Here is a 14,494-nt window from a genome sequence, read left to right as displayed (position 1 = left end):
GGAGAAACCCTGAGCCCTGATTCCCTGCACAATCCCGGCCGGTGTGGATCACGGTCGGATCTCGATTAGGCTGATCACGCTGTGCACAGCAGTCGAGTCAGAGGGGAAGCATGCCGGCGCGACACGAGGAGATCGCCGACGAACTGCGGCGGGCGATCGACCGCGAGGAGTACACGGTGGGCAGTCTGCTGCCCGCGGAGACGGACCTCGCGGCCCAGTACGGGGTGGCGCGCGGCACGGTCCGCCAGGCCGTCGCGGCGCTGACCGCCGAGGGACTCATCGGCTCCCGCCAGGGCGCCCGCCGCGTGGTCCTCGCGAGCCGCCGCAGCCAGAGCTTCGCCGAACTGCGCAGCTTCGCCCAGTGGGCGCGCGCGATGGGGCGCGAGGCGACGGGACACGTCGTCGAGCAGGAGCACCGCCCGGCGACGACGGAGGACTCCGTACGCCTCCAACTCCCCGAGCGGACCATCGTGTTGCACGTCCTGCGGGTCCGCGGTCTGGACGGCGAGCCGGTGCTCCTGGAGCGGACCGTGTACGCGGACTGGATCTCCCCCGCCGTCGAGGCCATCGAGCCCGACTGCCCCTCCGTCACCCAGCGGCTCTACGAGGACACCGGCCTGGTCTTCGCCTACGGCGAGCACGTCATCGACGCGGTGGCGGCGGGCGCCCAGGACGCCGACCTCCTCGGCGTCCGCCGCACCAGTCCCCTCCTGAGGGTCCGCCGCGTCACCACCACCCGCGAAGGCCGCCCGGTGGAGTGGTCCGACGACCGCTACCGCTCGGACTCGGTGAGCTTCAGCGTCCACAACTCGATCGGCAACAACGCGTTGGCGAGAAAAACAGCGGAGTAAGGGTTCCTTGCCGGAGGGCGCAGGGTGCAGCGCCCCGTCAGGGGCGCGGGGCTGTGACATATAGCGGCTCCGCCGCGGGGCGCGCCCAGCCGCAACGAACCCGCACCCGAACAACGCGCCCCCAGCGGAGCGCCTACGTGGGCGACCCCGAAGAAAACCGCCGCAGCAACGGAGACAACACCAGCACCGACTTGGTCCGCTCGACGAACGGCTCCCCGGCAATCCGCTCCAACACCCGCTCGAAGTGCCGCATGTCGGAAGCGAAGACCTGCACCACCGCGTCCGCCTCCCCCGTGACGGTGGACGCGGCCACCACCTCCTGGTACCGCTCCAGCCCGCGCTGGATGGTCTCCGGCGAGGTGTTCCGGCGGCAGTAGATCTCGACGAACCCCTCCGTCTCCCATCCCAGCGCCGCCGGATCCACCCGCACGGTGAATCCGGTGATGGCTCCGGTGGCCCGCAACCGGTCCACCCGGCGTTTCACGGCAGGAGCGGACAGGCCGACCAGGTGGCCGATGTCGGCGTAGGAACGGCGGGCGTCCTCGGCGAGGGCGTGCACGATGCGTTCGTCGAGATCGTTCAGCACTGCGGGTGTTTCACTTTTCTGATGGTGCGAGACGGGAGCGGCGATAGCCGTAACTGAAGTAGAACACGAGCCCGGCGGCCATCCAGACTCCGAAGACCACCCAGGTGACGGCCGCGAGGCTGCCCATCATCCACACGCACAGCGCGAAGCCGATCGCGGGCAGCAGCGGCGACAGCGGCACCCGGAAGGTGCGCGGCATCTCCGGGCGCGTCCGGCGCAGCACCACGACGGCGACATTGACCAGTGCGAAGGCGAAGAGGGTGCCGATGCTGGTGGCGTCGGCGAGTTGGCCGAGCGGGATGGCGGCGGCGAGGACACCGCAGAACAGCGAGACGATCACGGTGCCTGCCCGCGGCGCCCCCGTCCTCGGGTGGACGCGCGAGAACACCTTGGGCACGAGCCCGTCGCGGGACATGGCGAAGAGGATGCGGGTCTGGCCGTAGAGCACGGTCAGGACGACGCTCGCGATGGCGATGACGGCACCCGCGGCGAGCAGCGTGCCCCAGAACGACTGCCCGGTGACGTTCTTCATGATCTCGGCGAGGGCGGCCTCCGAGTCGTTGAACTTCTGCCAGGGCTTCGCGCCGACGGCGACGGCCGCGACGACGACGTACAGCGCCGTAACGACGACCAGCGAGAGCATGATCGCGCGCGGCAGGTCACGCTGGGCGTTCTTCGCCTCCTCACCGGCCGTGGAGGCGGCGTCGAAGCCGATGTACGAGAAGAACAGCGTGGCCCCGGCGGCGCTGACGCCCGCCATGCCCAGCGGCATGAAGTGCTGGTAGTTGCCGGACTCGAAGCCCTGGACGCCGATCGCGCAGAACAGCAGCAGCGCGACGATCTTCACGGCCACCATGATCGTGTTGGCGCGTGCGGACTCCTTGGCGCCGCCGAGCAGGAAGGCCATGGCGAGCAGCACGACGATCAGGGCGGGCAGGTTGAAGACGCCGCCGTCACCGGGCGGGGCGGAGAGCGCGCTCGGGATGGTGACGCCCATCGTGCCGTCGAGCAGCTCGTTCAGGTGTTCGCCCCAGCCGACCGCGACCGCGGCCACCGACACGCCGTACTCCAGGACCAGACACCAGCCGCAGATCCAGGCGATCAGCTCGCCGAGCGTTGCGTACGCATACGAGTACGAGGAGCCGGCGACCGGGATGGTGCCGGGCCGGCTCGGCGTACGAGAGGGCCGAGAACAGCGCGGTGAGACCGGCGATCACGAAGGACAGGGTGACCGCGGGTCCGGCCTTGGGGACGGCCTCGCCGAGGACCACGAAGATGCCGGTGCCGAGGGTGGCCCCGATGCTGATCATGGTGAGCTGCCACAGTCCGAGGGAGCGCCTGAGCGAGCCGCCCTCACCCTGGCCACCCTCGGCGACCAGGCGTTCCACGGGTTTGCGGCGCATGAGGCGCGCGCCGACACCCGGGGACGGTGCGGCGGACGGTGTGCGGGACTGCGGGGGTGCGCCTTGATCGAGCACGCGGTGGCTCCCTCGTCGCTGCCGGTCGGTACGGCGGGGACCGGCGGCACCCCCGGCAGCGGGGACCCACCGAGCGGGGTCCCCGCCACGCCATGTACAGCGCTCGACCCTACGAGTCCGGCCTTCACGGGCGTAATGCAGCAACCTTGCGCATCTCCGCAAGATCGTTGCGTTCCTCGCAGCTCGGCGCGTGTTCGTTGCGCGGGGCCATTCGACGGTTGCGCAGGCCCCCGTACGGCGATCCGCGGCGGGTACGCCGACGGCCCCCGTGGGCGCACCACAGGGGCCGTACGACGGTGGAACGGGTCAGCTCCAGCTGGCGTGCAGGGGCTTGCCCTCGGCGTAGCCGGCGGCGCTCTGGATGCCCACGATCGCGTTCTCGGCGAACTCCTCCAGGGAGTTGGCGCCCGCGTAGGTGCAGGAGGAGCGGACGCCCGCGATGATCGAGTCGATCAGGTCCTCGACGCCCGGGCGGCCCGGGTCGAGGAACATCCGCGAGGTGGAGATGCCCTCCTCGAAGAGGGCCTTGCGGGCGCGGTCGTACGCCGACTCCTCGCTCGTACGGTTGCGGACCGCGCGGGCGGAGGCCATGCCGAACGACTCCTTGTAGAGGCGCCCGTTGGCGTCCTGCTGGAGGTCGCCCGGCGACTCGTACGTCCCCGCGAACCAGGAACCGATCATGACGTTGGACGCGCCCGCGGCCAGCGCCATGGCGACATCGCGGGGGTGGCGGACGCCGCCGTCGGCCCACACGTGCTTGCCGTACTTCTTCGCCTCGGCGGCGCACTCCATGACGGCCGAGAACTGCGGCCGGCCGACGCCGGTCATCATGCGGGTGGTGCACATGGCGCCGGGACCGACCCCGACCTTGATGATGTCCGCGCCCGCCTCGATGAGGTCCTTGACCCCCTCCGCGGCGACGATGTTGCCCGCGGCGATCGGGACGTGCGGGTCGAGCGCGCGGACGGTCCTGATCGCGCTGATCATCGACTCCTGGTGGCCGTGTGCCGTGTCGATGACGAGCGTGTCGACGCCCGCGTCGAGCAGCTGCTTGGCCTTGCCCGCCACATCGCCGTTGATGCCGACGGCGGCCGCTATGCGCAGCTTGCCGTGCGCGTCGGTGGCCGGGGTGTAGAGCGTGGCGCGCAGGGCGCCCTTGCGGGTGAGGATGCCCGCCAGCTTGCCGTCGGCGTCCACGGCGGGGGCGTAACGGCGGTTGGCGCCGTCCAGCTTGTTGAACGCCTCGCGCGGCTCGATGTCCGCGTCGAGCAGCAGCAGGTCGCGGGACATCACCTCGTTCAGCTGGGTGAAGCGGTCCACGCCCGTGAGGTCGGCGTCGGTGACCACACCGACCGGGCGGCCGTCCTCGTCCACGACGACGCCCGCGTTGTGCGCGCGCTTGGGCAGCAGCGCCAGCGCGTCGGCGACGGTCTGGTGGGGGGCCAGGACGATGGGGGTGTCGAGCACCAGGTGGCGTCCCTTGACCCAGGAGACGACCTCCGTGACGACCTCGATCGGGATGTCCTGCGGGATGACGACGAGGCCACCGCGGCGGGCCACGGTCTCGGCCATCCGGCGTCCCGCGATCGCGGTCATGTTGGCGACGACCAGGGGGATCGTGGTGCCCGTGCCGTCCGGGGCGGTGAGGTCGACGCCCTGCCGCGAGCCGACGGCGGAGCGGCTGGGGACCATGAAGACGTCGTCGTACGTCAGGTCGTACGGAGGCTGGATGTCGTTGAGGAAACGCACGTGCTGCACATCCCGGTCGATCAGAGGTGGCCCCCGGACCGGTCAGCCAGGGGGAAGAGCACGTACTTCATTGTCCCATGACGGCCTGGCTGTCGTGCCCGGACGGATCATCCAGGCTGGTCAGGGGGCCATTGGGCGGATCCTCCAAGGGCCAGGACGACCGACAGCGCGGCGTCGTGCTCCTCGTAGTGCCCGGCGGCCGATTCCAGCACCTCCTGGGCGATCTCCCACTCGTCGGGGCGGGCCTTGGCGAAGGGCCGCCAGCCGCTCACCAGGAGGAGGCGGCCGGGGCTGGCGGGGCCCCAGTCTGGGTCGCCCAGGCAGTCCGCGAGGGCGTCCCAGTTCCGGCCGAACCACTCCGGCAGGTCGAGGGCGCGTACACAGCGCTCCATGAAGCCGGCCTTGTCCAGAACTCCGGTCAGGTCGAGCACGGTGACCTGCCATCCGACCGCGCGTGCCGCGCGGAACACCTCCGTCAACGGGCCGTCCGTCATCTCAGCACCGCCTTGAACGACTTGTTGTGATCACCGCTGTAGTAGATCTCACCGCCCTCCCCGGTGACAATGCGGCGGGCTCCCCGATCACGCGGGCCGGGCGATTTGACCGTGTACTCGTGGTACTCGTGGCCATTCCGCCGCGGCCCGCGTGCGCGTCAGGTGGTGAAGCGGTGGGTGCCGGAGCCGACCTGATACACCGCGCAGCCGTCCTCCTGGCGCAGGAGCGTCGCGTGGGTGTGGGTGACCGTGTCCGGATCGTCCGCGGGGATCCATACCTCGGCGGTGGTGTTGGGAGGCACGGTGCACGTCAGGACGAAGCCGCCGGACCGCTGTCGCCACTGCGTGGCGATCGGGCCGTGGACCGAGGCGAACGTGGCGCGGGCGGAGGTGACCCCGCCGCCCGGGCGGGGGCGGACGACGATCTCACGGTAGCCGGGCCGGCCCGCCGAGATGCCGGCGATGTTCGTGTACATCCACTCGCCCACCGAGCCGTACGCGTAGTGGTTGAAGGAGTTCATGGCCGGGGTCTGGAAGCTGCCGTCGGGCTGGATGGAGTCCCAGCGTTCCCACATCGTGGTGGAGCCCTTGTCGATCTGGTAGCCCCAGCTGGGGAAGGAACGTTGCTGGAGCAGCCGGTAGGCGACGTCGGTGTGGCCGGTGTCGGTGAGGACGGGCAGCAGCCGGGGCGTACCGAGGAATCCCGTGGACAGGTGCCAGTCCTTGGCTTCGATCAGCGCGACAAGACGGTCGGCTGCCGCCTTCCGCAGCGCGTCCGGCAGCAGGTTCATCGACAGGGCGAGGACATAGGCCGTCTGTGTGTCGCCCTTCACCTTGCCGGCGGCGGTGACGTAGGCGTTCTGGAACGCCGTGCGTATGCGCTCGAAGAGGCCGAGGTAGGGGGCGGAGTCCTTGCCGAGTCCGTCGGCCATCCGGGCCGCGAGGTCGGCACTGTGCGCGAAGTACGCGGTGGCGATGACGTCCTTGGGTGTCTCGTCGGAGACGTTCAGCCAGTCGCCGTATCCGGCGGCCGGCCGCAGCAGGTCGGCGCTGTTCTTCTCCAGGTACTTCAGCCAGGCCAGGACGGACGGCCAGGCATCCTCCAGGACCTGCCGGTCCCCGTACGCCTGGTAGAGGGACCAGGGGACCGTGACGCCCGCGTCGCCCCATCCGGCTACGCCGTTGCCGACCGTGCCGACCATGGGCGCCACGTCCGTGAAGGCGCCCTCCGCGGTCTGGGCGTCGCGCAGGTCCACGAGCCACTTGGTGAGGAAGCGGGCCGACTCCATCGTGTACGCGGCCGTGGGCGCGAAGACGTTGATGTCGCCCGTCCATCCCAGGCGCTCGTCGCGCGCGGGTGTGTCCGTGGGGACGGAGAGGAAGTTGCCGCGCTGGCCCCAAGTGATGTTGCTGTGCAGCTTGTTGAGCATCGGGACGTCGGTCTCGAACGCGAAGGTGAAGGGGGCGGACGTGTGCATCACGCGACCGGTCACGGCCTTCGCCGAGGGGGTGCCGGGGAACCCGGTCACCTCGACATAGCGGAAACCGTGGAAGGTGAAGCGCGGCTCGTACGTCTCCTCGCCGCCGCCCTTGAGGGTGTACGTGTCGGTGGCCGCGGCGGAGCGCAGATTCGCGGTGTAGAGGGTGCCGTCCGGGTTGAGGACCTCGGCATGCCTCAGCCGTACGGTCGTTCCCGCGTCACCCGAGACCCGCAGCCGTACCGACCCGACCATGTTCTGGCCCAGATCGAGGACGAAGACGCCCGGCTCGGGTTCGGTCACCTCCTTGACCGGGAGTTCCTCGGCCACCCGGACCGGGCCGTCCACCTGCGCGACGATTCTGTCGGGAGCGGCGTCGCCCGCGGCGCGGACGTCGAGCCAGGTCCGGTCGTCGAAGCCGGGTGAGGTCCAGCCGGAGGTCTCCTTGCGCGCGTCGTACGTCTCGCCGCCCAGCAGGTCGGCGGAGACGATCGGCCCGGAGGTGGCCCGCCAGTCCGTGCCCGACGTGATGCGCTCACTCGTCCCGTCGGCGTACTCGACCTCCAACTGCGCCAGCAGGGCGGGGCGTTCGCCGTACTGGTGAGGTCCGAACATACCCACGTTGCCCGCGTACCAGCCCGGGGCCACATACGCGCCGATGGCGTTGGCGCCCGGCCGCACGAGGGTGGTGACGTCGTACGTCTGGTACTGGACACGTTCGCGGTAGTCGGTCCAGCCGGGAGCGAGCTGGTCACGGCCCACACGGCGGCCGTTGAGGTGGGCTTCGTAGAGACCGAGCGCCGTGGCGTACAGGCGGGCGCGTGACACCTTCTTGCGCGGCAGCGCGAACTCGTGCCGCAGCTGGTTGGCGGCGTACGAGGCCGGGACGACCCGTCCCCACGGGCCGGCTCCCCAGGCGGCCGCCACCTTCGCCGCCCGCCAGCCGCTGTCGTCGAAGCCCGGCTCGCGCCAGCCGTCGGCGGGTTCGCCGTCCGTCGACCTCCAGGAGGCATCGGTGACGATCCTCTGTTCGCCGGATGCCGTGTGGAGGGTGAGGACGGCGACCAGGCCGGCGGGGCCCTCGGTCGCGTTGGTCGCGGAGACCGCGAGGACGTTCGTCCCGGAACGCACCTGGGCGAGGACGTCGACGACGGCCGGCCGACGCCAGCCCTCGTTGTCCGTCGCCAGATCGGTGCGGGCCACCTCGGTGCCGTTCACGGAGACGGCGTACACGTTGTCGGCGGTGATGGCCAGGGTCGCCGCCATGACCCCGTCCGGGAGGTCGACGGCGCGACGGAACCAACGGGTGGCCGCGGGCGCGCTGTTGGCCGGTTCGCCTTCGGGGAACCAGATCCACGCGCTGCCCTCCAGCGACGGCGCGTCCGTGAGAACCGCAGGAGCGGAGATCCATTCCGCGGACCACTGCGCGGCGTCCATGAGGCCCGTCTCCCACCACGCCGGCGCGCTCCAGCCGGAGGCCACGCCCTGGGCGTCCCATACGCGCACGGACCAGAAGTAGCGCGTCCGCGGCTCCAGTTGGGGGCCCGTGTACGGGACGAGGACGGACTCGCCGGAGGTGACCTTTCCGCTGTCCCAGACATCCGGGTGCGACAGGCCCGACGCACTGGAGGCGACGCGGATCCGATAGGCGCTCTGCCGCGCGCCCGGCCGGTCCGAGGCCATCGGCCAGCTCAGCCGCGGGTGTCGCGCGTCGAGGCCGAGGGGGTGTTGAACGTACTCGACCGTCGGCGCGGTGACGCGCAGGGCGCCGTGCCGGGTCCGCGCCTGGGCCGGCATGGACGCCGGTTCGGCCACCGCTGATCCGGCGTCGGCGGCCGCGGCGGCCACTGTGGCAGCCGCGGCCGCCAGGATGTTCCTCCTGCTGATCACTACGGCCCCTCACGTAGAAACGATGAATCGATTCACGGCGTGAAGGTAGGGGCGTACGGGATGAGGGTCAATGAGTGTGCGGGGTTTTCTTGACAAGTCATCGGGCAGGCACGCTCCTTCGCTGGAGCCTGACGCATCCCCGGTACGCGGGCACGGGCAATTGAACGGTTTCAATCGACCCGCCTCATCGCGACTTCCGAGGGCGGCGGGGCGGGCCGGCGCCGGGCGCACGGCTTGACGGCGGTGCCACATCCGAACCCCACCCTGTGACTCAGATCACATAAAGGCCGTGCTGCAAACGAGAGAGCTTCCACGTCGAGGAGGGGTGACAGGAAGGGAGCAGCATGTGGATCTGGCATCTGAGTGGAGACTGGGAGCCGGCCGCGATGAGGTCGTGACGGCGGAGATCGAGTTCCATGACTTCGTCGCCACCCGGTCAGCCGCTTTGTTCCGCGGCGCCCTCGCCTTGACGGGGAATCGTGACGCGGCGGAGGACCTGGTCCAGGAAACCCTGGAGCGGGTCTGCCGCAAGTGGCGCACGATCACCGCCAAGGATGTTCCGGACGCCTATGTGCGGCGGATCATGGTGAACCTGGCCAACGACCGGTGGCGGAAGTTCCGCCGCACGGCTCCGCACCAGGACAGCGGCGACAGGGCGGCCCCGGGGGACGAGTACGGGCGTATAGACAGCAGGGACCAGTTGGTCCGCGCCCTGCAGCGTCTGCCGATGCGTATGCGCACGGTCGTCGTACTGCGGTACTTCCACGACCTGTCCGATGCCGAGATCGCTGCCGACCTGAGGATCTCGCCGGGCACCGTACGGTCCCAACTCGCCCGCGCCATGGAAAAACTCAGAAGCCAGTTCCCCACGCTCGCCGACCCTTCGCCGAAGCAGCCCACGGAAGGAACCCGATGACTTCGTATGATTCGCCGCCTTCAGGCTGCGCCGGTAACACACCCTTCGAAGAGGAACTGGTGAACGCCATCAACGACTTCGTGAACGCCTCGGACACGCCGGGCTTCGATGCCGCCGCCATCGCACGCCGGGCCCGCCGCAGGCGGACCACCGCCATAGCCGGCGTAGCCGCCGCCCTCATCGTGGCCGGCGGCGGCACCGCCCTGGCCTCCGCCCTCACCCACAGCTCGAAGCCCGCCGCTCCCACCAAGGTCACCACCGCCGCCTCGAAACCCGCCACCACAAAGACCACCCAGCCCGCGAAGACCACCCAGCCCACCCAGCCCACCGACAACGGCGAGGGTGACGCCGTGCTCCTTGTCATCGACGCACGCGGTGGCAGCAGCTCCACCAAGCTGGGCGGCCTTTCCCTGGAGATGGCCCAGATGTACATCACGAAGCTCGATCTCAAGCTGGGCACCGTCAGCAAGACGGCCTGCAACGGCACGCCGAACACGGTGGTCACGGTCACCCCGCACAGTCCGAAGGCCGCGGTCGCGGGCAAGGACACGGTCAACCTGACCGTCTGCTCCGGCTGACCGCAGACGCCTCCCGCCCTGTTCCTCCCGGCCCCGGTGCCAGGAGGAACGGGGCGCCGTCGAGGCGACCCCAACCGGTCACGCAACGGCGGCCGCAAGAGGCCCACCGCGTCGGCGCGTCCGACCCAAGCCCCTGTGCGGCGGCCGCCCCCGGCGAAGGCGAGTGCCGCATCGACGGCGTCACGAGAGCGCGTGTCACCAGCAGCAGGAAGACCGCAGGTCGCCCATCGGTTCGGAGCGAGCAGCCCAAGCTCCCCGACCTCGCGGCGCAAGCACCTGCTCGCGCTCCATGAGGCCGGCGCCGAAGGAGCCTCGATCTCGACGCCGCGGCCCACTGACGCCGACCGTCCACATCCCGCCGGCCCGGTACGGGACCGACGTCGGTCGGCCGCGCGGGAGGGAAGCCGGGCGAGACAGTGACAGCCCTGCGGGGACGCCAGGTCTGCCCGAGGAGCCAGACCGGACAGCCCTTGCAGCCACGCCCGGTCGCCCGGAGGGCACAAACCGGTCGGGCCCCGAGGGCACAAGCCGGACGGCGTGGAGAGGCCACCGCCTGTCAGCCCGGAGGAACCGCGGCATCGCGACCCGAAGAAGGCCACGGCGGCTCCGCCCCACAAGGCACAAAGCCCAGCCCCTCCCCCAGACCAGTCACAGCACCGGCCCACGCCCGGGGAAAGGCACAGCCATCAGCCGGGGAAAGGCACAGCCCCCACCCCGCACGCCAAGCCGAGGCAACACCCCTGACCGACGCCCGGAAACCTACGGCCGTCATCCCCGGCGTGTCACGGCCCGTCCGGGTCCGCGCGGTTCAGGGCCGGGCGGGGCGTCGGGCCCGCCGTCATCAGATAGTCCGCGGCGGACGTGTCCGTCACCAGGCTGGTGACGAGCCCGGACCGCAGCACCGCGTCGATGGCGGCCGCCTTGCGCTGTCCGCCCGCGATGGCGACGACCTCGGGGATGCGGCGCAGCCGGTCGGCCTCGACGGTGATGCACCGCTCGCCCAGGTCACGGCCGACCCGCCGGCCCTCGGCGTCGAAGAGGTGCGCGGACATCTCGGCGGCGACGCCGAGGGTGGCGTAGTGGGCGCGCTCCTCCTCGGTGAGCATGTCGTGCACCGTCGAGATGCCGGCCTCCCAGGAGCCGATCGACACACAGGCGACCGTGACCTTGTCGAAGTACTCGAAGGCGCGGGCGATCCCCGTCTGGCTGCGCAGCGCGGCCGCGGTGGCCACGTCGGGCAGCAGCATCGGCGCGTAGATGGGGTGGGCGTCGCCGCCCGACACCTGTGCCGCGCGCCGCACCGCCTCCACCGAACCGCGCTCGGCGGTCCCGGCGTCGTACACACCCGTCAGCTGCACCACCGTGCACGGCGGCAGCCGGTCGAGGGCGGCCGCCATGTGGATGGTGGAGCGACCCCAGGCCAGGCCCAGTACGTCGCCCTCGTTGACCAGCTCGCCGAGCAGGTCGGCGGCGACTTCGCCGAGGTTCTCGGGGTCGGGCGACTCCTCGGCGTCGGCCGGGGACTCGACCACGACGGCGTGCCGCAGGCCGTAGCGGGCGCGCAGCGCGTCGGAGCGCTCCGCGTCCAGCTCGGCGGGCACCCGGATCTCGATCCGCACGAGATCCCGTTCGAGAGCGGTCTCCAGGACCCGGGCCACCTTGAAGCGGCTGACGCCGAACTCCTCGGCGATCTGGATCTTGGACTTGCCCTCAAGGTAGAAGCGGCGGGCCATGGCCGCCGCCTGCACCAGCTCAGCGGGTCCCATCCGCATGGCTGACCGGCCCGCCGACATACCCGACACGGCGCTCTCCTCACTGCTGTTCACACTCTGGGTTCGCCGTTCATCCTTGCAGATCCGGCGTACTTGATCAGCCCTGATGGGCGCCGTTCACGTTCCCTTGGTTCAGTGGTCGCACGCCCACGCCGCATGGGCCGTCACCGCCTGAGCCTGGGTGCGCAATGCACGTACCGCGTGGGCCGGGTCCGCCGCCCCGTACACCGCCGAACCGGCGACGAAGACGTCCGCGCCCGCCTCCGCGCACCGCTCGATGGTGGACGCCGAAACACCGCCGTCGACCTGCAGCCACAGTTCGAGGCCGTGCTTGCCGATCAGCTCACGGGTGCGGCGGATCTTCGGAAGCATGATGTCCAGGAACGCCTGGCCCCCGAAACCGGGCTCGACCGTCATGATCAGCAACATGTCGAGCTCGGGGAGCAGATCCTCGTACGGCTCGATGGGGGTCGCGGGCTTGAGCGCCATGGAGGCGCGGGCGCCCTTGGCCCGGATCTCGCGGGCGAGCCGCACCGGCGCGGCGGCGGCCTCGGCGTGGAAGGTGACCGAACCGGCACCCGCTTCCACGTACTGGGGTGCCCACCGATCGGGGTCCTCGATCATCAGATGACAGTCCAGCGGCGTGTCCGTAGCCCGGGCCAGGGACTCTACGACCGGTACACCGAGCGTGAGGTTCGGTACGAAGTGGTTGTCCATGACGTCGACATGGAGCCAGTCCGCGCCCTCCACCGCCCTTGCCTCCTCGGCAAGACGGGCGAAGTCCGCGGACAGGATGCTGGGGTTGATCTGCACTGCCATGCCCCAAGCGTGCCATGCCCCGGGCCGGTTGCTCTCCTCGGTCCGGCCCCGGGGTCCCACCTTGGCCGTACCGGAGCCGGAGCCGTACCGTACCGGAGCCGTACCCGCGCCATACCTGGGCCGCACCCGCGCGCCGTACCCGGGCCGCACCGTTGAGCCTCACAGATCCAGCACGACGGCCTCGCTGGGCCTGGAGCAGCAAATGAGGATGTTGCCTTCGGCCGGCGGCTCGACCGGATCCGGGGAGTAGTCGACGGCGCCGGACATCAGCGCGAGTTCGCAGGTGTGGCAGACGCCGGTGCGGCACGACCACTGGACGGGGACGTCGCAGGCCTCGGCGAGTTCGAGCAGGGAGTCCCGCTGGTCGTCCCAGGGCACGGTGAGCCCACTGCGCGCGAAGGAGACGGCGGGACCGGTACCGGCGGGGCCCGCGGGCCGATGGGGCGCGGGTGCGGTCGAGTCGCCTCGCACACCCGGGGTGAGGGAGGCCCCGGCGCCGAAGATCTCGGTGTGCACCCGGGACGCCTGCAGCCCGGCCTCGACGAGCGCGGCGGTGACGCCGTCCATGAAGCCCGCGGGCCCGCAGAGGTAGGCGTCGGCCTCGGTGGGCAGACCGAGCCCGAGGATGCGGTCCGCCGAGAGCCGGCCCGCCTCCGTGTAGTCGACGCCCCGGCGGTCCGTGTCGTTCGGTCTGCTGTAGTAGATGACCGACCGGGCGTTCGGCAGGAGTCCGAGCAGCTCGCGGCTCTCCCTGGCGAAGGGATGCTCGGTGCCGTCACGGGCCGCGTGCAGCCACCACACCCGGCGCGAGGAGCGGTCCCGCGCGAGCGCGTGCAGCATGGCCAGCACGGGGGTCACCCCCACTCCCGCGGACAGCAGCACCACCGGGTTGTCGCCCTTGGACAGGAAGAACGTTCCGCGGGGCGCTGCGGCGTCGAGACGGTCGCCGACCCGGACGTGGGCGCGCAGCCGGTTGCCGGCCGCGCCGTGCGGTTCGACCTTCACGCTGATCCGGTACGTGCCGGTGCCGGGCTCGCCGGACAGTGAGTAGCTGCGGATCAGCGGCGGCGCGTCTCCCCCGGACCGGACCTTCACGGTGAGGAACTGCCCCGGCAGCGCGGTCGGCAGCGCCGAGCCGTCGGCCGCGGCCAGGACCAGCGAGAACACGTCCCGGCTCTCGGGCCGGATGTGGGTGACCGTGAGGGGGCGGAAGCCCGGCCAGCCGGGTGGCGGGGCGCCGCCCGCCGCCGTGAGCCCGGCGCTGCCGGAGGAGCCGGCCGTATCGCCGTCGGCCTGCTCCAGGAGCGTACGCATGGAACTCTGCCATCCCGGGCTGAGTGCCGGGATGCGCAGCGCCCGCTCGACCTGTTCACGAGTGTGTCCGGGCAGGTAGAGCACCCCGTCGATCTCCTCGACGGTCATCGCCTCCGGGCCGGTGGAGACCTTGACGATCTCCTGGCCGGCCTCCACCCGGCCTTCCTCGATCACCCGCAGATAGAAGCCCGGACGGTGGTGGGACACCAGCAGCGCCGCCATCTGCGGCTCGCCCATGCGCAGTCCCACCCGGTAGCAGGTCACCCGGGGCTGTGTGACCTCGAAGAGCGCGTCCCCGATGCGGTACCGGTCCCCGATGCAGACCTCGCTGTCCGGCAGACCGTCCACGGTGAAGTTCTCACCGAGTGGCCCGGCTCCAGGTCCTCGCGTCCCAGCTCCTCGGCCCAGAACCGGTAGGAGTCGGTCTGGTACACCAGCACCGCCCGCTGCTCGCCGCCGTGCCCGCCCAGATCGCCCTGACCGTCCCCGTCGATGTTGAGCCGCCGCACCATCCGCGGCCCGGTGACGGTCTGCTTGTACACCCCGGTGTGCACCGTCCTGCCGTGCCA

The 14,494-nt window shown here is 70.9% G+C and carries 10 protein-coding genes and 3 pseudogenes; 3 read left to right on the top strand and 10 right to left on the bottom strand.

All coding sequences use genetic code 11. From position 1 onward, the window contains the following. Window positions 1-110: 110 nt before the first annotated feature. Window positions 111-851 carry a GntR family transcriptional regulator gene (locus RV986_RS42425; protein WP_475922474.1) on the top strand — a complete coding sequence of 247 codons (741 nt, stop codon included), beginning with the start codon at window positions 111-113 and terminating at the stop codon, window positions 849-851. Between the two features lie 133 nt (window positions 852-984). Here the strand turns inward: RV986_RS42425 and RV986_RS42420 are convergent, their stop codons facing one another. From RV986_RS42420 to RV986_RS42395, 6 genes and pseudogenes are all read right to left on the bottom strand, one after another. Then, window positions 985-1,437 carry an Lrp/AsnC family transcriptional regulator gene (locus RV986_RS42420; RefSeq protein ID WP_266697673.1) on the bottom strand — a complete coding sequence of 151 codons (453 nt, stop codon included), beginning with the start codon at window positions 1,435-1,437 and terminating at the stop codon, window positions 985-987. A gap of 10 nt (window positions 1,438-1,447) precedes the next feature. Then, window positions 1,448-2,915: pseudogene (locus RV986_RS42415) on the bottom strand (amino acid permease). A 306-nt stretch (window positions 2,916-3,221) separates the two neighbouring features. Beyond that, window positions 3,222-4,664: a GuaB1 family IMP dehydrogenase-related protein gene (locus tag RV986_RS42410; RefSeq protein WP_475922473.1), complete on the bottom strand. Its 1,443-nt coding sequence runs from the start codon at window positions 4,662-4,664 to the stop codon at window positions 3,222-3,224. A gap of 107 nt (window positions 4,665-4,771) precedes the next feature. Continuing rightward, on the bottom strand, window positions 4,772-5,158 hold the full coding sequence (locus RV986_RS42405; protein WP_475922472.1) for a barstar family protein: 387 nt from the start codon (window positions 5,156-5,158) through the stop codon (window positions 4,772-4,774). Further along, a pseudogene (locus RV986_RS42400) lies at window positions 5,155-5,286 on the bottom strand (ribonuclease domain-containing protein); the annotation flags it as partial. The pseudogene RV986_RS42400 and the gene RV986_RS42405, both read right to left, overlap by 4 nt. 30 nt (window positions 5,287-5,316) lie before the next feature. Further along, a complete protein-coding gene (locus RV986_RS42395; protein ID WP_475922471.1) occupies window positions 5,317-8,526 on the bottom strand; it encodes an alpha-L-rhamnosidase in 3,210 nt (1,069 codons plus the stop codon). Window positions 8,527-8,872: 346 nt separating this feature from the next. Here RV986_RS42395 and RV986_RS42390 point away from each other — a divergent pair, with 346 nt between their 5' ends. Together RV986_RS42390 and RV986_RS42385 are read left to right on the top strand one after the other, a co-directional pair. Next, complete coding sequence (locus RV986_RS42390; protein ID WP_475922470.1) at window positions 8,873-9,442, top strand: SigE family RNA polymerase sigma factor; 570 nt, start codon at window positions 8,873-8,875, stop codon at window positions 9,440-9,442. A gap of 59 nt (window positions 9,443-9,501) precedes the next feature. Beyond that, a complete protein-coding gene (locus tag RV986_RS42385) occupies window positions 9,502-10,020 on the top strand; it encodes a hypothetical protein (protein ID WP_475922469.1) in 519 nt (172 codons plus the stop codon). Window positions 10,021-10,802: 782 nt separating this feature from the next. Here RV986_RS42385 and RV986_RS42380 read toward each other — a convergent pair. The 4 genes and pseudogenes from RV986_RS42380 to RV986_RS42365 form a co-directional block, all read right to left on the bottom strand. Next, a complete protein-coding gene (locus RV986_RS42380) occupies window positions 10,803-11,846 on the bottom strand; it encodes a sugar-binding transcriptional regulator (protein WP_475922468.1) in 1,044 nt (347 codons plus the stop codon). Window positions 11,847-11,924: 78 nt separating this feature from the next. Next, on the bottom strand, window positions 11,925-12,611 hold the full coding sequence (gene rpe, locus RV986_RS42375; RefSeq protein WP_475922467.1) for a ribulose-phosphate 3-epimerase: 687 nt from the start codon (window positions 12,609-12,611) through the stop codon (window positions 11,925-11,927). A gap of 159 nt (window positions 12,612-12,770) precedes the next feature. Next, window positions 12,771-13,925 (bottom strand): 2Fe-2S iron-sulfur cluster-binding protein, encoded by a 1,155-nt coding sequence (locus RV986_RS42370; RefSeq protein ID WP_475924636.1) that lies wholly within the window; start codon window positions 13,923-13,925, stop codon window positions 12,771-12,773. Window positions 13,926-13,964: 39 nt separating this feature from the next. Beyond that, window positions 13,965-14,437 (bottom strand): annotated as a pseudogene (locus tag RV986_RS42365) (MOSC domain-containing protein); the annotation flags it as partial. Window positions 14,438-14,494: the final 57 nt, after the last annotated feature.

It is taken from the genome of Streptomyces sp. RLA012 (assembly GCF_056270325.1).
The sequence above is the reverse complement of the archived record's forward strand: the minus strand, read 5'-3'. Positions and strand labels throughout refer to the sequence as shown.